Below are 20387 nucleotides of genomic sequence, written 5' to 3' on the forward strand. Positions count from 1 at the left end.
TGTGCTCTGGGTTATGGGGGTGCAACGTCATGCAATCAAGGGATGAGCCTGCGTGCGACATCATGATTTGGGAAAAATGGTGGGACCTGTCGTTCTCTTTGGCGGGCCGTATTCCAACCTGCAGGCCACGCGTGCGGTTTTGGAAGTGGCACAGGCGCGTGGGGCGGTGCCGATCTGTACCGGCGATGTTGTTGCCTATTGCGGCCGGCCCCAAGAGACGATTGCCGCGATCCGGGACGCAGGATGCGCTGTGGTTGCGGGCAATTGCGAATTGCAGTTGGCGCGTGGTGCGCTGGATTGCGGGTGCGGGTTCGAAGACGGGTCCGCCTGTGATCTGCTGTCTGTCGCCTGGTACGCCTATGCGTCCGCGCGTGTGCAAGAGGCGGATCGGGCGTGGATGGCGGATATGCCGGACATTCTGAGCTTTGAGCATGGCGGGCGCCGTTATGCCGTGCTGCACGGGGCCTTGTCGGATGTGGCGCGGTTCCTGTGGTCCACTTCACCTGCGTCCGAGTTCGAGACAGAGTGGGATCTGGTCGAGCAGGCCATCGGTCCGGTTACGTGTATCGTGGCGGGCCACAGCGGTATTCCGTTTGTGCGGCACCTGTCGCGCGGGGATTGGATCAACGCCGGAGTGGTGGGCATGCCTCCGCACGACGGGACGGCGCGCACGCGGTATGCGGTTCTGGAGGACGGGCAAGTGTCGCTGCATGCGCTGGACTATGACGTTGATGCGGCTGTGGCAGACATGCAGGCCGCCGGTTTGATCCATGGCTATGACAAGGCGCTGAAGACGGGCTATTGGCCGTCCGAAGACGTCTTGCCATCCGAGCTGCGTGTGTCGTCGCGCGCCAGCGGATGATGGTCCAGCACCAGTTGCGTCAGCCGTTCATCCACCACATGCGTGTAGATTTCCGTGGTTGCGACATCGGCGTGGCCCAGCATGGTCTGAATGGCGCGCAAATCCGCGCCACCGGCCAGCAAATGCGTGGCAAAGGCGTGGCGCAGGGTGTGAGGCGTCACCTTGTCCGGGGCAACGCCGCCATGCACGGCCAGCGATTTGATCCGCGCATAGAACCAGTGCCGCGTCAGGTGTCCTGCTGCGCCGCGGGACGGGAACAGAAAGCGCGAGGGGGGCTGGCCCTTGGTCTCGGCCGCCTCTTGAACGCTATCGCGCATGGTGAGCCATGCGCGCAGTGCGTCACGCGCAGGTGGTGAGAGCGGCACCATGCGTTCCTTGCCGCCCTTGCCGAGGATCAGCAGCATCTGCGGGTTGCCGCGTGCGGCGGAGACTGGCAGGCTGACCAACTCGCTGACACGCATGCCGGTCGCATAGAGCAGTTCCAGCAAACAGGTATCGCGTGCAATGTCGTGTGCGTTGCGCCCAAAGGCACGGGCCGCCTCGAGAAGGCGGTCAACCTCGGCCTCGTCCAATGTCTTGGGAAGGCGTTTGTCCTGTCCGGGGCTGGCGATCTGGATGGCGGGATTGTCGGCGCGCCAGCCTTCTTCGAAGGCAAAGCGGTAGAGTTGCTTGATCGCTGACAGGCGGCGTGCGCGGGTCGATTTGGCAAGCCCCTGGGCGTCGCAGTGGATCAGATAGGCCTCGATGTCGGATTGCTGTGCGCTTTCAAAGGTGTGGCCCTTACCGTCCAGCCAGCCATGCACGTCCTTTAGGTCCCGCCCGTAGGCCAGCAACGTGTTGCGCGCGGCCCCCAGTTCTGCCGCCTGCGCATCGAGAAAGGTCGAGATCCAGGTGAGGCTCATTGCGTGTCCTCCAAGAGCAGCACCTGAAGTGCCGTACGCCGCGCGACGTCTTCGAGACCCAGCGCGCGCAACGTGGCAAGGCCAGTGGTCAGCTGGGCCACATCGCCCGCACCGCCCAGTTGCGTGAGGGCAATGGTGCGCAGCAAGGCATCCCCCAGCGCGCCGTCCTGCGCCATGGCGATCAGGCTGGCATCCGGGGGCGCATCGGCAAAAGCCGCACCAATGGCCTGCGCCGTGCCGATCAGTGGTGTCGTATCTGCTGGCGCACTGCCTGCGGCGACCGCTGTGGCCAGCGGGTGACGCAATGCGCGGGCCGGGAACACCTGAGCAGCGGATTCGTAGCTGGCCGAGACCAGCAGCATATCAAAGGCGATATCGGCGGATGGGCCGCTGAGAACGATCTTGGACAGGTCTTCGGCAAAGAGGGACGCGAAAGGCACCGCAAGCCGGGCCTTGCGCATATGCCGCCACGCGGTCGGCAGGGTTTTCGAAATGGCCGTTGGGCTGCCTGTGCGCAGCGCGGTCTCGAAGCGCTGCACAGCCGAGACGCGATCCCAGACGCCGCCGGATGCGGCGGGTTGGCGGTGGGTCAGAATGCCCAGCAACCGGTTTTCGGGCAGGGCCCCATGGCGGGCAAGGCGTTCTGCGGCCTCGATCCGTGCCTTCCATCCGGCGGTGTCGGCCAGATCGGCATTGGCATAGACGACGGGCCAGACGCGGGTTGGAACCGGGGTGCCGATGGCCTGATACAGGCGAAAGAGCAGGGCATCGGGGCGCGACGGAACGGGCAGGGCGGCCTCGCCCTCGTAGAGTTCGGGGTCGAGGAAGCGTTCGAGGGCGCTGGCCTGTGTTTCATCTATCAGGCCCAACACGCGGCTGGTGCCCAGTTGCAGCACGGCCGTGTCCCAGTCGCCCGCCCGTGCGGCACAGAAAACCTCGTGCGCCTTGCCGGGTGACAGCGCGGGCATGGCCCGCAGGGTTGCGCAGGCGGCGTTTTCGGTGCCGGTCAACAAAGACAAATCCATGTAGCGCGCGAAATGTGCCGCGTTTTGCGTCGGATTGGCCTGTTCCATCAGCGCGAGGGCTGGTTCCAGCGCGCCCACGTCCGCAAGCGCTGTCACGCGCGCCAGATCAAAGTCGGCGGCATTGTCGGCGGGGGGCAGCGCCTCGGCCAAGAGCAAAGTGTAGAACAGCGATTGCAAGGCAGGTACGCGCAGCTCGGGCATGTCCCGCACCTGTTGGGCCAGCGCCCGACCGTCAGTGCCGGACCACAGGGTGTCGGGCAGGCCTGTGACGGTTGCCGGGGCCAGCCCGACCCGTTTCGGCGCCTCACCGTCGAGCGGTGCCACAGTGACCGACGGCACACGTGCAGAATCAGCAACCGCCGGTTCGGACGGCGCTGGCAGGGCAACAGGCGTGGACGGTGTTGGTTGCGCGTCGAGCCAGTCGATCACGTTTAGTGGTGCAGAAACAGGGGCTTGCGCCGCCGCATTGGCCGCAATAACGACCCCTGCGCAGCACCAGAGAGCCAGCCTATTCCGCATCAAGTGTCACCGGCAGACGCGTTTCGGTCTGCGGCGGCGAGAAATTGGCGCCGAAATACTCGCCGACATACGCATAGGCCACCAGCCCGATGAACCCGATGATCATGAGGAAGATCAACAGCTTGAATAGTCGGCCCATGAATGTAACTGCCTCGTCGACGTGCCAATGAATTCTTTGTTTTGCCAAGAGCATATATGGCCTTTTTGGTAAAATCACGTCATTGACAGCGCAATGAGCGAAAATCAGCAATATCAGTCGAACGCGACCGCCTTCCGCCTCAAAAAGACGGTGGTGATGGTGGGTATGATGGGCGCGGGCAAGACGGCTGTGGGCCGCGCGCTGGCGTTGCGGCTGGGTGTGCCGTTTCTGGACAGCGACGCCGAGATCGAGAGTGCGGCCAATATGACCGTGCCCGAGATTTTCGCGCGCGACGGGGAGCCGTTTTTCAGGGCACGTGAAACCCAAGTCATCTCGCGGTTGCTGGATGAGGCACGGGGCATTCTGTCAACAGGTGGTGGCGCGTTTCTGGCGCAGGAAAACCGCGACAACATCACAGCGCGGGGTGTTTCGGTGTGGCTGAATGCGGATCTGGACCTCTTGTGGCAGCGGGTCCGGCACAAGGACACGCGGCCCTTACTGCGTACGCCCGATCCGCGCGCGACCCTGGCCGAGATTTATGCCACGCGGGTGCCGCTTTATGCGCAGGCGGATGTGGAAGTGGTGTCCAAACCAGACCTGTCGATAGAGGAAATGGTGGACCGTGTGATCGAGACGCTGTTGCGCGATCGACGTGACGTGTTGGAGGTGCAGGATGCGTGAAACCGTGCATGTCCCTTTGGGGGACCGGGCCTATGATGTGCTGATCGGGCCAGGCCTGCTGGCCGAGGCTGGCGCTTTGGTGGCTCCGATGTTGCCGCGTCCGCGCTTGGCCATTGTGACGGAGACGCGCGTGGCGGCGCTGCATCTGGCTGGATTGCAGGCTGGGCTGGCGCAGGCCGGGATCGACACCGTTGTGCTGGAACTGCCCCCCGGAGAGGCCACCAAAAGCTGGGCGCATCTGGGGCAGGTTACGGAATGGTTGCTGGATCAAAAGGTCGAGCGGCGCGATGTTGTTGTGGCGCTGGGTGGCGGTGTGATGGGGGACCTCGTCGGGTTCGCTTGCGCTATCATGCGGCGCGGCGTGCGGTTTGTGCAGGTGCCGACGTCTCTTTTGGCGCAGGTCGACAGCTCTGTAGGTGGCAAGACGGGGATCAACACGGCGCAGGGCAAGAACCTCGCCGGTGCGTTCCATCAGCCAAGCCTCGTTCTGGCGGACACGGAGGTTCTGGCGTCCCTCAGCACGCGCGATTTTCTCGCCGGGTATGGCGAGGTGATGAAATACGGTCTGTTGGGCGACGCCACGTTCTTCGGCTGGCTTGAACAGAATGCACCGGCCATGGCGGCGGGCGATATGGCGTTGCGTGTGGCGGCCGTCAAACGGTCGGTCGAGATGAAGGCCGAGATTGTGACCCGTGACGAGACCGAGCAAGGGGACAGGGCGCTCTTGAACCTGGGGCATACGTTCTGTCATGCGCTGGAGGCGGCGACGGGGTATTCCGACCGCCTGTTGCATGGCGAAGGGGTGGCCGTTGGCTGTGGTCTGGCGTTTGAGGTGTCGGCGCGGCTGGGCCTGTGCAGTCAGGAAGATCCCAGTCGGGTGCGCGCGCATCTCAAGGCGATGGGCATGAAGACAGACATCGCCGACATTCCCGGTGAATTGCCGGATGCTGCCGGGCTGCTGGACCTGATGGGGCAGGACAAGAAGGTCGTCGCAGGTACGCTCAACTTTATCCTCGCGCGCGGTATTGGTGAGGCGTTTGTGACCTCGGATGTGCCGCATGAGGTGGTTCTGTCGGTGTTGGAGGAGGCGCTGGCCTGATCCGTCAGTTTTGTCGGATCACCATGGCGTGCTTGTCCTCGGACGAAAAACCGACGCTTTCATAGAACCCCATGGCGCCGCGTTTGGTGCCCGTCATCAGCATGACCTTGTAGGCATTTTGCGCCCATGCGGCATGCACGGCATGGGTCAGCACCGCCTTGCCCAGACCGTGGCCCCGCCATTTCGCCGCCGTGACCACGTTTTCGATCAACCCGTAAGGCCGCGCATTCCATGTCACATTCGGCATGAGGTGCAAGGTGACCATGGCGCGGATATCGCCGTCGTGCTCCGCGCCAAAGACGGTTGTGCCGGGATGCGCTAGAACGGCGGCAAAGGCCGCAGTATCCTGCGTCGCCGGTCCAAACGTCAGTTCATTGTAGAGACGCAGCGCCGCGTCGGTGTCTGCTGCAACAAGCGGACGAACGCGCGGCGCATTAGCTGTCATCAGAACGGGATTTCGTCGTCCAGATCGCGGCTAGGGGCTGGACTGGATTGACCGCCGCCACCGCCACTGCCGCCATATCCGCCGTCGCGATCGTCATAGCCCATTTGTCCACCACCACCGCCGCCGCCAAAGTTGCCGCCGCCACCGCCGCCGCCATCACGACCGTCGAGCATGGTCAGCTCGGACCGGTAGGGGCGCAGCACGACCTCGGTCGAATACCGATCCTGGCCGGATTGGTCCTGCCACTTGCGGGTTTCCAACTGGCCTTCGATATACACCTTGGACCCTTTGCGCAGGTATTGTTCGGCCACGCGCGCGAGCGGTTCGGAAAAGATGGCAACGGAATGCCATTCGGTGCGTTCCTTGCGTTCGCCGGTGTTGCGATCTTTCCAGTTTTCGGAGGTCGCGATGCGCAGGTTGCACACCTTGCCGCCGTTCTGGAATGTGCGCACCTCGGGATCGCGCCCCAGATTGCCGATCAGAATGACCTTGTTCACCGAGCCTGCCATAGTTCTTCCCTTCGAGACGGTTGCGCGCTGATTCCGCGCGTGCAAGTGATTTTTGCCAGCCTACACAGGCTTCAGCCCGCGTAAAACCACAGAGGGTAGCGTATCGCCAAAAAAACCGTATATTGTGCGCCAAGGACCGGACAGGTCATCAACTGGGGTGTGGGACATATGCGGGCAGTCTGGGCGGGGGCCGTTATTCTGGCACTGGTGGCAGAGACGGGATGGGCGCAAAGCGTGTCCAGCCGCAGTCGCTCCAACTTGTTCAAATCGCAGACCAAAATTCTGGATAACCGCGCGTCCAAGCAATATTCCAATTCGGTCCGCCTGCAACCGCCCACGGTGGTCACGCCGACCAAGTGGGACACGCAGAGCCCCAAGTTCAAAGGCAAGTACAAGGGGCCATATCTGGCTGTGGCCCGCGATGCCGCGCGCCGTCATGGGGTGCCTGAGGATTTGTTCCTGCGGCTTGTGCAACAGGAAAGCGGCTGGAATGCCAAGGCGCTGTCGCACAAGGGGGCGTACGGTCTGGCACAACTGATGCCCGCGACGGCCCGGTCCCTTGGTGTGGACCGCAAGGACCCGGCCGAAAACCTCGAGGGCGGCGCGAAGTACCTCAAACAGCAGTACAACACCTTTGGCAGTTGGCGTCTGGCGCTGGCGGCGTACAACGCAGGGCCCGGTGCGGTGAAGAAATACAACGGTGTGCCGCCGTTCAAGGAAACCCGCAACTACGTCAAGATCATCTGGGGCAGCTGACGCAACCGTCGTGACCCGTGGTCTGACCAATTGGTTGCTTTGGACTTGAACGCCCCGGCATCGGTCTTTTTTCGCCTTAAACGTGCCATCTCTTTCCCTCATGTCGTGTGTCATCAGCACGCACGAGGGGCAGCAAGATGATGAAAGCCGGTCAATCCACATTCGAAGAGCGTGTGTCGCGCATCAATGGCGGCGCCCCGAGGAATGCGGAAGACGTGGTGCCGATGCAGAAAACGCGCGCACGCGGCCACGCGGATGGCAAGAAACGCCGGTTCCATTTCGACATGCTTGTGGCGGGTGGCATTGCGGGCGGCGTGGCTGGAACCCTGTTTGCACAGAACATCGGCCTGTTGTTCCTCATGTCGCTGGAATGGCCAATGATCTACGGGCTGGCCGTGGCGGACTATGAGTTGGCCGCCTATATGGCGGCCTGCCTGATCGCCCCCATCGGGTTTCTCTGGAGCCTCATTCTGGGCCGCGGGTCAAAGCGCGGTCTGCAATTCTGGACAGCCTATGGGCTGGGTGTCCTGGCCGCCAACCATGTTGAGGGGCGGTACGTCGTGGAATATGTCGCGATCCCGGCCTTTTGGGATTACGTCGGCACATACACATCGGCCAAGGACATCGTGAACGACGCGGTCGCTACTCAGCCGCAATTTTGATCACGGGCTCCATCCGCGCCAGAATGTCATCGGCCAGGTGACATTTGACCTGATGCCCTTCGGCGAGGTGACGGACTGGCGGCACTTCTTTTTCACATAGACCACCTGGTACGTCCGATTTCCAGCGGCACCGCGTCTGGAACGGACAGCCCGGCGGTGGGTTCATCGCGGACGGGATATCACCCTCGAGCACGATGTGCTGTTTTTCGACCGACGTATCTGCGATGGGCACGGCGCTCAGCAACGCCTCGGTATAGGGGTGATAGGGTGGCGAGAACACCTGATCGGTGGTGCCCAGTTCGACCACATGGCCCAGATACATCACCATCACACGGTCACTGAGATAGCGCACGATGCTGAGGTCATGGCTGATGAACAGAAGCGTGGTTTTATGCTCACGCTGGATTTCCATGAGCAGGTCCGTGACTGCCGCCTGCACCGACACATCCAGCGCCGAGACGGGTTCGTCCGCCACCACAATGCGCGCGTCGCCCGCAAAGGCGCGGGCAATGCCCACACGCTGTTTCTGTCCGCCCGACAGTTGCCGTGGCATCCGGTCGGCAAAGGCACGGGGCAGTTTCACCAGATCCAGCAGTTCCAGCATGCGCTGGTGCCGCTCGCCCTCGTTCTTGCCCACCTTGAAGATTTCCAGCGCCCGGATGATCTGACGCCCCACCGTCATCGACGGGTTCAGCGTGTCGAACGGGTTCTGGAAAACCATCTGCACATCCGCCACGGTCTGTGTGTCGCGCTCTTCGATGGGAACGTCCTGAATGGCCTTGTTGCCCAGCGTGATCGTTCCCTCGGTCGCCGTCTCGAGCCCCATGAGCACCTTGGCAAAGGTCGACTTGCCGCAACCGGATTCGCCCACAATGGCCAAGGTCTCACTCTCGCGCGCCTCGAAACTCAGCGTTTCGTTGGCCTTCACGACTTTCTTTTCACCGGATGAGAACAAGGCGGAGGCGGCCACCTCGTAGTATTTCTTGAGGTTGTCCATCTTCAGAACAACATCGCCAACCTCGCCCTTCTGCTTGACCTCGGCCAGTTCCAGCGGCGCGTTCCAATCGATCTCTTTGAACTTCAGACAGCGTGTTTCGTGGCTGGCATCGTCATTGGCCGGGAACATCGGGATCGCCTTGTTCTCATTGCAAAGACCCTCTTCGAAATAGTCGCAGCGCGGCCCGAAATTGCACCCCGGCGGGCGTTCATGGGGCAGGGGGAAGTTGCCAGGGATCGCCACCAGCGGGCGCGCGTTCTTGTCTGCGCCGGGCAGGGGGATCGACCGAAACAGCGCCTGCGTATAGGGGTGCTGCATCTCGTCAAACACCTGTCCGATGCTGCCGCGTTCCACGGCCTCGCCGGAGTACATCACGCAAATCCGGTCGCACGTCTCGAGAACCAGCCCGAGGTTGTGGCTGATGAACAGCATCGAGGTGCCATACTTCTTGCCCAGATCCTTGACCAACTCGACCACCGCCGCCTCGACCGTCACGTCCAGGGCTGTCGTCGGCTCATCAAGGATCAACAGTGACGGCTCCGACATCAGGGCCATGGCAATGACGATCCGCTGTTGTTGCCCACCGGACAATTGGTGCGGGAAACTGTTTAGTATGCGTTTGGGGTCAGGCAGCTTTACATCCGTGACCACTTGCAAGGCGCGCTCATAGGCATCCTTTTCGGACATGCCCTGGTGGATCATCGGCACTTCCATCAACTGCTTGCCGATCTTCATCGCCGGGTTCAGCGACGCCATCGGCTCCTGATAGATCATCGCGATTTCCGACCCACGAATGTCGCGCAGCTCTTCCATGCTCATCTCGGACAGATCGCGCCCCTTGAACTTGATGGAGCCACCCACGATGCGCCCGTTCTTGCCCAGGTCCTGCATGACACCCAAAGCCACGGTGGACTTGCCACAACCGGATTCGCCGACCAACCCAACAGCCTCGCCCGGTTGCACCGTCACGGAAAAATCCATGACAGCAGGGATCTCGCGCAGCCGCGTAAAGAATGAAATGCTCAGCTTATCGATCTCGAGGATCGGGCCGTCATAGTCCAGTTTCGCCATCTTCATGTCTCCCGTTCGGCCGTGAAGATTGCTCTCTTCATCTTGCCAAAAAAACTCCGGGGTCTGGGGCAGAGCCCCAGTCCCTCGGTTGCTAAAGTGTTTCTCCGTTCGCCATGTTTGGCTCCCATACTTCATCTGTGTGGGGCCGCGCCTTTCTGTGAAAGACGCTCACCCCACCGTCGCGGGGCCAGCCCCGCGCTTAATCCTTGAGGCTTTCCTCGCGCAGACCGTCCGCCAGCAGATTCAGGCCCAGCACCAGCGTCAACAGCGACAGGGCAGGGGCAATGGCCGCATGCGGATAGACCGACAGCAACCGGCGTCCGGCGTTGATCGTTGTGCCCCAATCCGGGCTCTCGCTTTCCAGTCCCAAACCGAAAAAGCCCAAGGTGCCCAAAAGGATCGTGGTGTAGCCGATGCGCAGACAGAAATCGACAATCAGCGGTCCGCGCGCATTAGGGAGGATCTCCCACAGCATGATGTACCACGGCCCCTCACCACGTGTTTGCGCCGCCGCCACGTAGTCCCGCGTCTTGATGTCCAGCGCGAGGCCCCGGACGATCCGAAACACTGTAGGCGCGTTCACAAAGACCACCGACACAAACACCACGAGGATACCGGCGTCGATGTCGAACAGGTCCAGAAACTCGGGCAGCACAGCCACTTTGGTCCCGCCGTCGGAAATCAGCGACAGGTAAATCCAGCCCATCACCCCAAGCACGATGATCAAGAGCGGGGTGCGGAACGACGGCTGGGTGTAGTAACGCGAGTTCAACAGAACGCCGACAAAGATCAGCGGAAAGATGAACAACACGGTCGCCATATAGTTCGGAATGCCCGTCGCTACGATTTCTGGTGTGACCAGCAGGTAAAACAGCAGGATAACCGGGAAGGCGAGGATCAGGTTGGCCAGAAAGGACAACAGCGTGTCCAACCGACCACCATAGTACCCGGCGGGCAGGCCCAAGGTGATGCCGACCATAAAGGCGAAGAGTGTGGCCAGCGGCGCGATCTGCACGACGACCCAGGCGCCTTTGAACAAACGGCTGAACACGTCGCGTGCCAGGTTGTCGCCCCCCAACAAATACCAGAGGTATTTGCCGTCTTCGGCGCCACGCAGTGGCGTGCCGGGGACTTTGTTCTTCATGCCGGACACCTGGCTCAGGCTGTCATGGGTGGTGATCCAGTCAAACAGACCCGCCATCACCCCAGCAAAAACCCAGAACATCACCAAGGCAAAACCGATCATCCCGACAGTCGAGTCAAAGAGCTTGCCATAGAGACCCAGCTTGCGCTTGTACCGGATCGACAGGGCAAAGGTCAGCACCAGCGCGACCCAGACGGGCAGCAGTTGTTGGCTAACGCCGCCGATGATACCCGCCGCCGATGGCCCGGACACCACGCCAACCAGCAAATAGATGACCACCACGGCCAGCAGGCCGAGGCCCAGCCAACGCGTCACTGTCGACGACAGGTCATAGGGTCCGCCCGCCGAACTCAGCGTGCCGTCAGGGTTGGTCACGACCCGCGCCCCACCTGTTGCCACGCTCAAAACGATCTGGACTGCCACCGCGATGACAAACAGGCCCGCAAGTACGTAGAGTACAGGATCGAGGAATTGGCCAATTGGCCCGGTCCACGTCAAAGGTTCCATTGCTCCGGTCCCCCTTAAGAAATACGGATGCGTGGGTTGAGGAACACGTAGCCGATATCGGATATCAGCTGCGTGATCAGCACCACGACCACAGAGACGACCGAAACGGCCAACAAAAGTTCGATGTCATTGTTGCCCGCCGCCTGCACCAGCAACCAGCCGAAGCCCTTGTAGTTAAAGAGCGTCTCGACAATCACCACGCCGTTCAAAAGCCATGGGATTTGCAGCATGATGACTGTGAACGGCGCGATCAGTGCATTGCGCAGCGCGTGTTTCAGGACAATGTTCCCGAAACTCACGCCTTTCAGTCGAGCGGTGCGGATGTATTGCGCCGTCATCACCTCGGTCATCGAGGCCCGTGTCATGCGTGCGATATATCCCATCCCATAGAGCGCGATGGTGATCACAGGCAGGGTGAAGTTTTCGAACGTAGCGTTTTCAATGGCCTGCGTCGCCGAACCCTTGAACCACTTGAGGCCAAAGGCGGATGAGGCAAAGACCGCGATAAAGATCACCCCAGAGACATATTCCGGTGTGGCTGTCGTTGCGATCGAGAATGTCGACAGTGAACGGTCAAGCCCAGACCCCTCGCGCATCCCGGCCAGTACGCCCACGATAAGTGACATGGGCACCATGACCAGTAGTACAAAGCCCATCAACTTGCCCGTCGCGGCCAGTCGTGTCGCCACCAGGCTGCCAACCTCGTCCTTGAACACCAGCGAAAAGCCCCAGTCGCCTTGCAGCACGCCACAAAAGGTTGGGCGCTCTTCGGGGGCGGTGTTTTCCAGGAAACACTGGCCCGTGACCGTGCCGTCCTCTTTCTCGGTCACCCAACCGGGGGCCACACCCAGCCAGCGGCCATATTTGACAAAGGTGTTGTCGGTGTAGCCGCGATCGCCCAGCCAGCTTGCCACAGCTTCGTCCGTCATGCGGAAGTTGCCTTGGGTCTTGGCCAGCTTTTCGAGGTTTGGATAGAGATTGGTCAGAAAGAACACGATGAAGGTCAGGCACAGCGCCGTCAGCAACATCACGCCCAGTCGTCTGAGAATGAATAGTCCCATAAATCGCCCCTGTTGGGTGGCTTGAAGCAGACGTTGCTGCTGGTGATATCGTCGTTGGCGTCGTTTTATGCGCCACGCGTGGATTGGCCCAATACGGGCGATGTCTATGTGATGATCATTGCCGTCGTGCTTGCACGTGTTTTCCCCGGTTTGCGCATCGGTGCCTGAGACTTGCCATGTGTTTGCAAGCTCTGCGTCCCGTGCCGCTCTTTTTGTCCTTTGGCACCATGAGGCAACAGATCATGTGCCACGTCAACGGGGCGTGGACGTTAATCATAGTCTAATTGCGACATTTGATCATCTCGTTTGCGACATGATCAATTTGGTGCCGGGATTTCGGTGCCCGTCAGCCGCGCGCGGATTTGCGCAGGGCTGTGGGGGTGCTGGCGGTATGTTGCTGCATGAAGCGGGTGAAATAGGCCGCTGATCCAAAGCCGAGATGGCGGGCGATGTCCTGTATCGCGACATCCGTTTCGATCAGGGCGGAACGCGCAGCGTGCAGCACCCGCTCGGTCAACAGGTCCGCGGCGGTGCGCCCTGTCGCGGCCTTACAGGCGCGCGTCAGATGCGTGGCGGTGACGTTCAGGGCCGCCGCGTGGTCGGCCATGGTGAGCCCCTGTGCATGATGCGCGGCGACACGTTTGCAGAAGGCTGCACTCAGCCGGGCGGCGGCGTTCATCGGCTGTGGCAAATGCTCTGGTTCGGCAATCTGGCGCCGCAACCAGACGGACATCAGCAACACGTGGGCATCCAGTGCGTCCTGCGACAGTGCGCGTCCTGTGTTGGCCTCACGTTGCGCCGCCTCGAGCAATCCAGTCAGTTCGTTGATGGCTGTGACGTCCCGCATCCGCAACTGCCGTGGCCCATCCGGCAGACGCACATCGGTGCCGTCCGGGATCACTGCGGCCAGTCCCATGCTTTGACGGCCCATTTCCAGCGAGAACAATGTGTGGGCCGGGATGGACAAGGCGTTGTGCGTGCCAACACCCCGGCGCGTCCCGTTCAGCAACAACCGACCTTGGCCACGTGTCAGCCAGATCAGCATGTGGGCAGGCCGGTCGTGGGCCAGTGACAGCTTCCAGTCCTGTCCGCCGGTGAGCTGAGCGAGGGTTGAAATCTGAACTGGAGGTAGGGACATGCAAAAGCGCGTTTTGTTCGAAACTGTAAAGTGTGCCCTCATGTTGCATGACAAGTGGCCCTGCCAAAGCGGAAATTGTAAACTAGGTCGAGAGCGTGGCGGATGAGACACGTTGCCAATCGGGCATCCGTGACCGAAACCAGGTGCGTTGGCGTTTGGCATATTGGCGTGTTGCGATGGTCGCGGAGTCAACAGCCTCGTCATGGGTCATCGTGCCTGCAAGCAACGCCAATGCCTCGGTCACACCAATGGCGCGGCATGACGGCAAAGCGGGATCATAGGCCTCATGCATCGCGCGCGCCTCGTCCAGCGCGCCGCCGCGGAGCATCTGATCAAAGCGTTGTCGGATCCGGGGTGTCAGCCAATCCTTGGGGCTGTCCATCACAATGCCGGTGTACGTGCCGGGTGCCAGAATTGGGAGAGTGACGTCGTCCTGCCATGCCGCCAGCGGGCGGCCCGTGGCCTGCTGCACCTCCCAGGCGCGCTGGACACGCGCGCGATTGGCGCTGTCGATCCGGGATAGGGTTTCCGCGTCCAACTCTGCCAGCATGGCCTCGGTGGGCATCGCGTCGGCAGTTTGGCGTACGGTATCGGGTGTTGCCGGGATATCCGCCAGCCCTTGGGTCAGCGCGGAGAAATACAACCCGGTTCCGCCAACGATGATGGGGCGCGTGCCCTGCAAAAGCGGTGTCACCTCTCGCAGCCAGTGTCCCGTCGAATAGGGCGCGTCATAAGGCACGTGACCGTAGAGATGATGCGGTGCTTGCGATTCTTCCTCGGGCGATGGGCGCGCCGTCAGGATGCGCCAGCAATCGTAGACCTGGCTGGCATCGGCATTGATCACGTGGCCGCCCTGGGTTTGCGCAATCGCAAGGGCGAGCGCCGATTTGCCCGAGGCGGTGGGCCCCGCGATCAGCACGGGAAGGTCGGGCGGCAGAGTTTGGATCAGGTCGCGGATCATATGTCGAGGTCCATTGAAAACCGGCCACTTTTAGGACAGGTTGCGCGCAAATTGAAAGAGCGGGGGCGCGCCATGAGCGAGAGCGAAACGAAAACCACCTTTGGCCGGGTGATGTTGAAGATTTCGGGGGAGGCGCTGATGGGCGACCAAGGGTACGGTCTGCACCCGCCAACGGTCGAACGGATCGCCGCCGAAGTCAAAGCGGTTCACGACATGGGTGTCGAAATCTGCATGGTGATTGGTGGCGGCAACGTGTTCCGGGGCCTCCAAGGGTCGGCGCAAGGCATGGAGCGTACGACGGCTGACTATATGGGTATGCTCGCCACGGTCATGAATGCGCTGGCGATGCAATCCGCGCTAGAGGGGTTGGGTGTGTTCACGCGGGTCATCTCGGCCATTACCATGAACGAAGTGGCCGAACCCTACATCCGCCGCCGGGCCGTGCGCCACCTTGAGAAAAAGCGGGTCTGCATCTTTGCCGCCGGCACAGGCAACCCGTATTTCACCACGGACACCGCCGCGACGCTGCGCGCCAACGAGATGTCTTGCGAGGCGATCTTTATGGGCAAGAACGGTGTTGATGGCGTTTATGACAAGGACCCGGCCAAACACGATGATGCCGTGCGATACGACACGGTGACCTATGACGAGGTGCTGGCGAAACGTCTGGGTGTCATGGATGCCTCGGCCATTGCGTTGGCGCGGGACAACAATTTGCCGCTTATTGTCTTTCCGTTGGACACGCCCGGCGGGTTCAAGGAGATCCTTGAAGGCAAAGGCACCTTTACCCGCGTGCAGGGGTAATTGCACAAGTCCTGCTGGCATTTTGCACGCGGCATGATCTATATCCTTACCAAGTGCCTTTGAGGCCAAGAGAAAAAACACGGGGAATGCGATGTCTGACGACTTCATGCTCGACACTGATGACCTTGAGCGCCGGATGGATGGCGCGATGGCGAACCTCAAAACCGAATTTGCATCACTGCGGACAGGCCGCGCATCGGCGTCGATGCTTGAGCCGGTGATGGTGGATGCCTACGGGTCCATGACGCCGATCAACCAGGTTGGGACGGTCAATGTGCCTGAGCCGCGGATGGTGACGATCAATGTCTGGGACAAGGGTCTTGTGAACAAGGTCGAAAAGGCGATCCGCGAGAGTGGATTGGGCATCAACCCGCAGCTGAATGGCACGATCATCATGCTGCCGATCCCCGAGTTGAACGAGGAACGCCGCCGTGAGCTGGGCAAGGTCGCGGGTAGCTATGCCGAGAACGCCCGTGTCAGCATCCGCAACCTGCGCCGCGACGGCATGGACCAGATCAAGAAGGCCAAAGCCGACGGCATGTCCGAAGATGACGAAAAGCTGTGGCAGGAAGAAGTGCAGGAGATGACGGACAAATACATCAAGTCCGTTGATGCCGCACTTGAGACCAAACAAGCCGAGATCATGCAGGTCTGAAGGGCCAGTTTTGAAAAGGTCCGGGGGACCTTTTCGGCCCTTCAGAGGGCGGAGCCCCGGATGGATCAAAGGGCGGCGCCCCGCATAGCGGCACAGACCAAGACGCATCCAAGGAACACGCTATCTCAGACCCTGCACATACCGGCCCACGACACGTCGCCATCATCATGGACGGCAATGGCCGTTGGGCCACGCAACGCGGGCGTCCCCGCCTGTTCGGTCACCATGCAGGTGCGCGACGGGTGCGAGAGGTGGTCGAAACTTGTCCGGACATTGGGGTGGAGTATCTGACCATCTTTGCGTTTTCGACAGAGAACTGGAAACGCACGCAGGTCGAAGTTGCAGGGCTGATGAGCCTGTTCCGGCGCTATATCTCCAAGGAAACGCGGGCGTTGAATGCGTTTGGTGCGCGGGTGCGGTTTATCGGGGACCGTGTGCGGCTCGATGCGAAACTCATCGCGCTGATGGACGAGTTGGAAACGCTCACTGAAAACAACACTGCCGTCAATCTGACCATCGCATTGAACTACGGTGGCCGGGACGAGGTGGCGCGGGCCACCAAGCGGTTGGCGCAGGACGTGGCGGACGGCAAGTTGCATCCCGACGACGTGGATGAAGAAACGCTGCCAAGATACTTGGACACCTATGTTTTGCCTGATCCCGACCTGGTGATCCGTACCAGTGGTGAGGCGCGCATCTCGAACTTTCTGCTCTGGCAATCCGCCTATGCCGAGTATGAGTTCATCGACACGTTGTGGCCCGATTTCAGCCGGGCAGAGTTTACCGCGCTGTGCGCCAACTACGGGGGGCGCGACCGCCGTTTTGGTGGGGTCAAACCATGACAGAGAAATGGTCAGACCTCGCGGCGCGCATGGGATCAGGCCTGTTGATGGTACTGGTCGGTGTCTGGGGCATCTGGATGGGCGGCGACGTGTTCCATGTTCTGGTCGCGTTGATTTGCGGGCTGATGATCTGGGAATTGGTGCGCATGGTGTCGCCATCGCAGGCCACTCTGGCACTGCAACTGGGGGCCGTGTCGTCGATTGCGGTGCTATTGGCGGTCTATCTGCCGATTGGCTTTGCGATGCCGATCCTTTTGGCGCCCTGCATGGTTGGTCTCGGACAGCTTAATCAGAACCGTTCAACCTATATGATCTTTACCGTGTTGGTTCTGATGGCCGGTTTCGGCATGATGCAGGTGCGCGATGATCTCGGCTTTGGCTGGATGGTGTGGCTGGTCATGGTGGTGGTGGTCACGGATGTCGTTGGATATTTTGCGGGTCGTGCCTTGGGTGGGCCCAAGTTCTGGCCGCGGGTCAGCCCCAAAAAGACATGGTCCGGCACTGTCGCCGGGTGGATCGGTGCGGCCATCGTCGGCGCAGTTTTTGCCATCAACACAGAGGCAACTGTGCAGCTGATCGGCGTTTCCGTCGCGCTGTCCATGGCCAGTCAGATGGGTGACATCGGCGAAAGTGCGATGAAACGTCGGATGGGGGTCAAGGATAGCTCGGCGCTCATTCCCGGCCATGGCGGCGTCCTGGACCGGTTTGACGGCATGCTGGGCGCGTCTGTTTTCCTGTTGATGCTGGGGCAGGTGGCCGGGTTCCCCGGAGGTGTTTTGTGAAACGCCGTGTGTCCATTCTTGGGGCGACGGGGTCGATTGGCCAGAACACCATTGATTTGATCGCCCGTGATCCCGACGCCTACGACGTTGTGGCGCTCACGGGGGCGGGCAACATCGAACAGCTTGCTGCTGACGCCAAGAATTTGCGCGCCGATATTGCCGTCACGGCGGACGAAAGCCGTCTGGACGAGTTGCGGCATGCGCTTCGGGGCTCGGATGTTGTGGCGGCGGCCGGACAAAATGCGTTGATCGAAGCGGCGTGCCGTCCGGCGGATTGGGTTATGTCAGCGATTGTCGGTGCGGCGGGGTTGGCGCCGGGTTTGCGGGCGCTAGAGCAGGGGGTGACGCTGGCGCTGGCCAACAAGGAATCGCTGGTCTGTGCCGGTCACCTCATTCTGAAAACGGCCAAAGCCTGTGACGCCCGCATCCTGCCCGTGGATAGTGAACATTCGGCGGTGTTTCAGGCGCTCGTGGGCGAGGATATGGACGCGGTCGAGCGCGTGATCATAACGGCAAGCGGTGGTGCGTTCCGCGACTGGCCGTTGGAACGTTTGGCCGACGCCACGCTGGAACAGGCCTCGTCGCATCCCAATTGGGACATGGGGCAACGCATCACGATTGACAGCGCATCCATGTTCAACAAGGCCATGGAACTGATTGAAACACGTGAGTATTTTGGCGTGCGACCCGATCAGATCGAAGTGCTGGTGCATCCGGAATCAATGATACATGCGATGGTCGGTTTCCGAGACGGTGCACTGATGGCCCATGTCGGACCACCGGACATGCGGCACGCCATTGGCTACGCATTGCATTGGCCTGAGCGTCAATCCCTGCCGGTTGAGCGTCTGGACCTCGCAAGGATTGCCACGCTCAGTTTCCGCGCGCCGGACGAGGTGCGTTGGCCTGCCTTGCGCCTCGCCCGCGAGGTGATGGAACGTGGCGGGCTGGCAGGGGCCGTATTCAACGCCGCCAAAGAGACGGCTTTGGACGGCTTCATTGCCGGTCAGATCGGGTTTCTGCGGATGGGCGAGATCGTCGAAGACGTGCTCAATACCATGGACCCCAGCCACATTGATGCCGCAATGACCCTTGATAATGTCGCCCATGCGGACCAAATGGCACGACAAGCCGCACGCCGCGTGATCGAGCAATAAACAGGATACACCCTTGGATATTTCTGCCCTGATCCCCGCGTTTGGCGGGTTTGCCTGGACCATTTTCTTTTTCGTTGTTGCGCTCAGCGTGATCGTCGCGATCCACGAATACGGCCACTACATCGTGGGCCGTTGGTCAGGCATTCAGGCAGACGTGTTTTCCATCGGCTTTGGCCCGGTGCTGTGGAGCCGGATGGATCGGCGCGGCACGCGGTGGCAAATCGCGGCGCTGCCGTTTGGTGGCTACGTGAAGTTTGCGGGCGACGCCAACGCGGCGTCCGGCAAGGATGACGACGCCATGGCCGACGCGGCGTCAGACCCGGTTGCCTTGCGTGCCACGATGCACGGCGCGCCGCTTTGGGCGCGTGCGGCCACGGTACTGGCGGGTCCGGTGTTCAACTTTGCCCTGTCGATCATCGTCTTTGCTATTGTTGGGTATTCCAACGGTATCATTCGCGACCCTCTGACCGTGGGTGATTTGCGCCCCTTGCCGGGACCGGTACAGGAATTGCAGAACGGCGATGTTGTCCTAGAGATCAATGGCGCGCCTGTGCCGAGCATCAACGATGCCGCATATGGGACGTTTATGAACGACCTGCCGCAAGTGCCTGTGTTGGACTACACGGTTGACCGAGGCGGGGAGCGCACGGTGGTGCAGGGCCCTTATCTGCGCCCACCGCTGGTGAGCGGTGTCAGCCCCCAAAGTGCGGCGGTCGCGGCAGAGCTGGAAATGGGCGATGTGATCACTGCGGTCGATGGCAAGCCGATCTTTGCCTTTGGCCAGATCAAGGAGGCCGTCGAAGGGTCGGAGGGTCGCAGCCTCAACCTGACCGTTTGGCGCGACGGGGCACTTAGCGAAAAGGTGCTGACACCGAAACGGGTCGACGAGCCGCAGGCCGATGGTGGGTTCGCGACCCATTGGCGGATCGGGATTGCCAGTGGCAACGCGTTTGAACCTGCAACAGAGGCACCCGGCCTCGGTGCAGCGGTAACGGGTGGTGTCGAACAGACATGGCGGATCATCACAGGCTCTATCTCTGGCCTCGGGCATATGATCACGGGTGCCATCAGCACCTGTAACCTGTCTGGTCCCATTGGAATCGCACAGGTGTCCGGCACGATGGCCAGCCAGGGCGTGCAAAGCTTTGTCTGGTTCATCGCTGTTTTGTCGACGGCCGTGGGTCTGTTGAACCTGTTTCCAATCCCGGCTCTGGATGGCGGTCACCTGGTGTTCTACGCCTACGAAGCCGTGGCCGGTAAACCGCCGAGTGATGGTGCATTGCGCATCCTGATGGCTGTTGGTCTGGCGTTGGTGCTGTCGTTGATGGTCTTTGCACTGGGCAATGATTTGTTCTGCCCCTGAGTCTGAGGGGCGATTGCCCATTTCTTGCCACAATTGGCTCAATATGGTGCCGCATTTCCCCGGTAGCTGTCGCGCAACGCAAAGGGTGAGACAATGCAAACGATACAAAGCGGATACCAAGGCCTGAGCCTTTTGATGATGCTGAACTGGGACCGGGTTCTGCACGCAGGTATGATCGTGGCTGCGCTGGCAGCAGGGGCCTGGATCGGCAGTCTCTGACTGCACGGGTTATCCACAGACTGACAGATTGGCTCGCGTCTGACGCGGGCCTTTCTTGCTTTTGACAACCCCTCCCAATCCCGTTAC

The 20387-nt window shown here is 61.1% G+C and carries 23 protein-coding genes; 13 read left to right on the forward strand and 10 right to left on the reverse strand.

Annotated features, from left to right (window positions below; genetic code table 11):
* Nucleotides 1–76: 76 nt before the first annotated feature.
* Entirely contained in the window at nt 77–862 is a 786-nt protein-coding gene (locus tag Q0936_RS17625; RefSeq protein ID WP_299378312.1) for a metallophosphoesterase family protein, read from the forward strand.
* Here the strand turns inward: Q0936_RS17625 and Q0936_RS17630 are convergent.
* From Q0936_RS17630 to Q0936_RS17640, 3 genes are read right to left on the reverse strand one after another with little or no spacing between them, the layout of a single operon-like run.
* Complete coding sequence (locus Q0936_RS17630; RefSeq protein WP_299294679.1) at nt 799–1764, reverse strand: site-specific tyrosine recombinase XerD; 966 nt, start codon at nt 1762–1764, stop codon at nt 799–801. The genes Q0936_RS17625 and Q0936_RS17630 overlap by 64 nt on opposite strands.
* On the reverse strand, nt 1761–3308 hold the full coding sequence (locus tag Q0936_RS17635) for a hypothetical protein (protein WP_299294681.1): 1548 nt from the start codon (nt 3306–3308) through the stop codon (nt 1761–1763). Before Q0936_RS17635 ends, Q0936_RS17630 begins: the two co-directional genes overlap by 4 nt.
* Nucleotides 3298–3447 carry a hypothetical protein gene (locus Q0936_RS17640; RefSeq protein WP_299145723.1) on the reverse strand — a complete coding sequence of 50 codons (150 nt, stop codon included), beginning with the start codon at nt 3445–3447 and terminating at the stop codon, nt 3298–3300. Before Q0936_RS17640 ends, Q0936_RS17635 begins: the two co-directional genes overlap by 11 nt.
* Nucleotides 3448–3540: 93 nt before the next feature.
* On the opposite strand from Q0936_RS17640, the gene Q0936_RS17645 reads away from it, so the two are divergent.
* Nucleotides 3541–4128 (forward strand): shikimate kinase, encoded by a 588-nt coding sequence (locus tag Q0936_RS17645; protein WP_299294683.1) that lies wholly within the window; start codon nt 3541–3543, stop codon nt 4126–4128.
* The gene (gene aroB, locus Q0936_RS17650; protein ID WP_299294685.1) at nt 4121–5227 is read left to right on the forward strand and encodes a 3-dehydroquinate synthase; all 1107 of its coding nucleotides are present in this window, start codon (nt 4121–4123) and stop codon (nt 5225–5227) included. Before Q0936_RS17645 ends, aroB begins: the two co-directional genes overlap by 8 nt.
* A 4-nt stretch (nt 5228–5231) precedes the next feature.
* On the opposite strand, the gene Q0936_RS17655 is transcribed toward aroB, so the two are convergent.
* Together Q0936_RS17655 and ssb are read right to left on the reverse strand one after the other, a co-directional pair.
* The gene (locus Q0936_RS17655; protein ID WP_299294687.1) at nt 5232–5672 is read right to left on the reverse strand and encodes a GNAT family N-acetyltransferase; all 441 of its coding nucleotides are present in this window, start codon (nt 5670–5672) and stop codon (nt 5232–5234) included.
* Nucleotides 5672–6181 (reverse strand): single-stranded DNA-binding protein, encoded by a 510-nt coding sequence (gene ssb, locus Q0936_RS17660; RefSeq protein WP_299294689.1) that lies wholly within the window; start codon nt 6179–6181, stop codon nt 5672–5674. The genes Q0936_RS17655 and ssb overlap by 1 nt, the downstream gene beginning before the upstream one ends.
* Before the next feature lie 168 nt (nt 6182–6349).
* Here ssb and Q0936_RS17665 point away from each other — a divergent pair, with 168 nt between their 5' ends.
* Both Q0936_RS17665 and Q0936_RS17670 read left to right on the forward strand, forming a co-directional pair.
* Nucleotides 6350–6937: a lytic transglycosylase domain-containing protein gene (locus tag Q0936_RS17665; protein ID WP_299145736.1), complete on the forward strand. Its 588-nt coding sequence runs from the start codon at nt 6350–6352 to the stop codon at nt 6935–6937.
* 137 nt (nt 6938–7074) lie between these two features.
* On the forward strand, nt 7075–7599 hold the full coding sequence (locus Q0936_RS17670) for a hypothetical protein (RefSeq protein ID WP_299294691.1): 525 nt from the start codon (nt 7075–7077) through the stop codon (nt 7597–7599).
* Here Q0936_RS17670 and Q0936_RS17675 read toward each other — a convergent pair.
* The 3 genes from Q0936_RS17675 to Q0936_RS17685 all read right to left on the reverse strand — a co-directional run bounded on the left by Q0936_RS17675 (nt 7580) and on the right by Q0936_RS17685 (nt 12379).
* On the reverse strand, nt 7580–9667 hold the full coding sequence (locus Q0936_RS17675) for an ABC transporter ATP-binding protein (protein ID WP_299294693.1): 2088 nt from the start codon (nt 9665–9667) through the stop codon (nt 7580–7582). The two genes, Q0936_RS17670 and Q0936_RS17675, sit on opposite strands and share 20 nt — an antisense overlap.
* A 199-nt stretch (nt 9668–9866) precedes the next feature.
* Nucleotides 9867–11318 carry an ABC transporter permease gene (locus Q0936_RS17680; RefSeq protein ID WP_299294695.1) on the reverse strand — a complete coding sequence of 484 codons (1452 nt, stop codon included), beginning with the start codon at nt 11316–11318 and terminating at the stop codon, nt 9867–9869.
* Between the two features lie 14 nt (nt 11319–11332).
* Nucleotides 11333–12379 carry an ABC transporter permease gene (locus Q0936_RS17685; RefSeq protein ID WP_299145744.1) on the reverse strand — a complete coding sequence of 349 codons (1047 nt, stop codon included), beginning with the start codon at nt 12377–12379 and terminating at the stop codon, nt 11333–11335.
* 21 nt (nt 12380–12400) lie between these two features.
* On the opposite strand from Q0936_RS17685, the gene Q0936_RS17690 reads away from it, so the two are divergent.
* Nucleotides 12401–12547 (forward strand): hypothetical protein, encoded by a 147-nt coding sequence (locus tag Q0936_RS17690; protein ID WP_299294697.1) that lies wholly within the window; start codon nt 12401–12403, stop codon nt 12545–12547.
* A 178-nt stretch (nt 12548–12725) separates the two neighbouring features.
* Here the strand turns inward: Q0936_RS17690 and Q0936_RS17695 are convergent, their stop codons facing one another.
* A complete protein-coding gene (locus Q0936_RS17695; protein WP_299294699.1) occupies nt 12726–13517 on the reverse strand; it encodes an AraC family transcriptional regulator in 792 nt (263 codons plus the stop codon).
* A gap of 82 nt (nt 13518–13599) precedes the next feature.
* Nucleotides 13600–14478: a tRNA (adenosine(37)-N6)-dimethylallyltransferase MiaA gene (gene miaA, locus Q0936_RS17700; RefSeq protein WP_299294701.1), complete on the reverse strand. Its 879-nt coding sequence runs from the start codon at nt 14476–14478 to the stop codon at nt 13600–13602.
* Nucleotides 14479–14550: 72 nt separating this feature from the next.
* Between miaA and pyrH the strand changes: the two genes are divergently transcribed.
* The 7 genes from pyrH to Q0936_RS17735 all read left to right on the forward strand — a co-directional run bounded on the left by pyrH (nt 14551) and on the right by Q0936_RS17735 (nt 20300).
* Nucleotides 14551–15282: a UMP kinase gene (gene pyrH / locus Q0936_RS17705; protein WP_299145756.1), complete on the forward strand. Its 732-nt coding sequence runs from the start codon at nt 14551–14553 to the stop codon at nt 15280–15282.
* A gap of 91 nt (nt 15283–15373) precedes the next feature.
* The gene (frr, locus tag Q0936_RS17710) at nt 15374–15937 is read left to right on the forward strand and encodes a ribosome recycling factor (protein ID WP_299145758.1); all 564 of its coding nucleotides are present in this window, start codon (nt 15374–15376) and stop codon (nt 15935–15937) included.
* Nucleotides 15938–16059: 122 nt separating this feature from the next.
* Entirely contained in the window at nt 16060–16779 is a 720-nt protein-coding gene (gene uppS / locus Q0936_RS17715) for a polyprenyl diphosphate synthase (protein ID WP_299145868.1), read from the forward strand.
* Nucleotides 16776–17561: a phosphatidate cytidylyltransferase gene (locus Q0936_RS17720; protein WP_299294703.1), complete on the forward strand. Its 786-nt coding sequence runs from the start codon at nt 16776–16778 to the stop codon at nt 17559–17561. The genes uppS and Q0936_RS17720 overlap by 4 nt, the downstream gene beginning before the upstream one ends.
* Nucleotides 17558–18718 (forward strand): 1-deoxy-D-xylulose-5-phosphate reductoisomerase, encoded by a 1161-nt coding sequence (dxr, locus tag Q0936_RS17725; RefSeq protein ID WP_299294705.1) that lies wholly within the window; start codon nt 17558–17560, stop codon nt 18716–18718. The genes Q0936_RS17720 and dxr overlap by 4 nt, the downstream gene beginning before the upstream one ends.
* Before the next feature lie 13 nt (nt 18719–18731).
* A complete protein-coding gene (rseP, locus tag Q0936_RS17730) occupies nt 18732–20081 on the forward strand; it encodes an RIP metalloprotease RseP (RefSeq protein WP_299294707.1) in 1350 nt (449 codons plus the stop codon).
* A gap of 93 nt (nt 20082–20174) precedes the next feature.
* Nucleotides 20175–20300 carry a hypothetical protein gene (locus Q0936_RS17735; RefSeq protein ID WP_299145770.1) on the forward strand — a complete coding sequence of 42 codons (126 nt, stop codon included), beginning with the start codon at nt 20175–20177 and terminating at the stop codon, nt 20298–20300.
* Nucleotides 20301–20387: the final 87 nt, after the last annotated feature.

This window comes from uncultured Tateyamaria sp. (assembly GCF_947488715.1).
Classification (GTDB): Bacteria; Pseudomonadota; Alphaproteobacteria; order Rhodobacterales; family Rhodobacteraceae; genus Tateyamaria.

What these genes read in the sequence shown, in the direction of transcription:
- Q0936_RS17625 (WP_299378312.1), top strand. Translation starts at nt 77, where the DNA reads ATGGTGGGACCTGTCGTTCTCTTTGGCGGGCCGTATTCCAACCTGCAG.
- Q0936_RS17630 (WP_299294679.1), bottom strand. Translation starts at nt 1,764, where the DNA reads ATGAGCCTCACCTGGATCTCGACCTTTCTCGATGCGCAGGCGGCAGAA.
- Q0936_RS17635 (WP_299294681.1), bottom strand. Translation starts at nt 3,308, where the DNA reads ATGCGGAATAGGCTGGCTCTCTGGTGCTGCGCAGGGGTCGTTATTGCG.
- Q0936_RS17640 (WP_299145723.1), bottom strand. Translation starts at nt 3,447, where the DNA reads ATGGGCCGACTATTCAAGCTGTTGATCTTCCTCATGATCATCGGGTTC.
- Q0936_RS17645 (WP_299294683.1), top strand. Translation starts at nt 3,541, where the DNA reads ATGAGCGAAAATCAGCAATATCAGTCGAACGCGACCGCCTTCCGCCTC.
- aroB (WP_299294685.1), top strand. Translation starts at nt 4,121, where the DNA reads ATGCGTGAAACCGTGCATGTCCCTTTGGGGGACCGGGCCTATGATGTG.
- Q0936_RS17655 (WP_299294687.1), bottom strand. Translation starts at nt 5,672, where the DNA reads ATGACAGCTAATGCGCCGCGCGTTCGTCCGCTTGTTGCAGCAGACACC.
- ssb (WP_299294689.1), bottom strand. Translation starts at nt 6,181, where the DNA reads ATGGCAGGCTCGGTGAACAAGGTCATTCTGATCGGCAATCTGGGGCGC.
- Q0936_RS17665 (WP_299145736.1), top strand. Translation starts at nt 6,350, where the DNA reads ATGCGGGCAGTCTGGGCGGGGGCCGTTATTCTGGCACTGGTGGCAGAG.
- Q0936_RS17670 (WP_299294691.1), top strand. Translation starts at nt 7,075, where the DNA reads ATGATGAAAGCCGGTCAATCCACATTCGAAGAGCGTGTGTCGCGCATC.
- Q0936_RS17675 (WP_299294693.1), bottom strand. Translation starts at nt 9,667, where the DNA reads ATGGCGAAACTGGACTATGACGGCCCGATCCTCGAGATCGATAAGCTG.
- Q0936_RS17680 (WP_299294695.1), bottom strand. Translation starts at nt 11,318, where the DNA reads ATGGAACCTTTGACGTGGACCGGGCCAATTGGCCAATTCCTCGATCCT.
- Q0936_RS17685 (WP_299145744.1), bottom strand. Translation starts at nt 12,379, where the DNA reads ATGGGACTATTCATTCTCAGACGACTGGGCGTGATGTTGCTGACGGCG.
- Q0936_RS17695 (WP_299294699.1), bottom strand. Translation starts at nt 13,517, where the DNA reads ATGTCCCTACCTCCAGTTCAGATTTCAACCCTCGCTCAGCTCACCGGC.
- miaA (WP_299294701.1), bottom strand. Translation starts at nt 14,478, where the DNA reads ATGATCCGCGACCTGATCCAAACTCTGCCGCCCGACCTTCCCGTGCTG.
- pyrH (WP_299145756.1), top strand. Translation starts at nt 14,551, where the DNA reads ATGAGCGAGAGCGAAACGAAAACCACCTTTGGCCGGGTGATGTTGAAG.
- frr (WP_299145758.1), top strand. Translation starts at nt 15,374, where the DNA reads ATGTCTGACGACTTCATGCTCGACACTGATGACCTTGAGCGCCGGATG.
- Q0936_RS17720 (WP_299294703.1), top strand. Translation starts at nt 16,776, where the DNA reads ATGACAGAGAAATGGTCAGACCTCGCGGCGCGCATGGGATCAGGCCTG.
- Q0936_RS17735 (WP_299145770.1), top strand. Translation starts at nt 20,175, where the DNA reads ATGCAAACGATACAAAGCGGATACCAAGGCCTGAGCCTTTTGATGATG.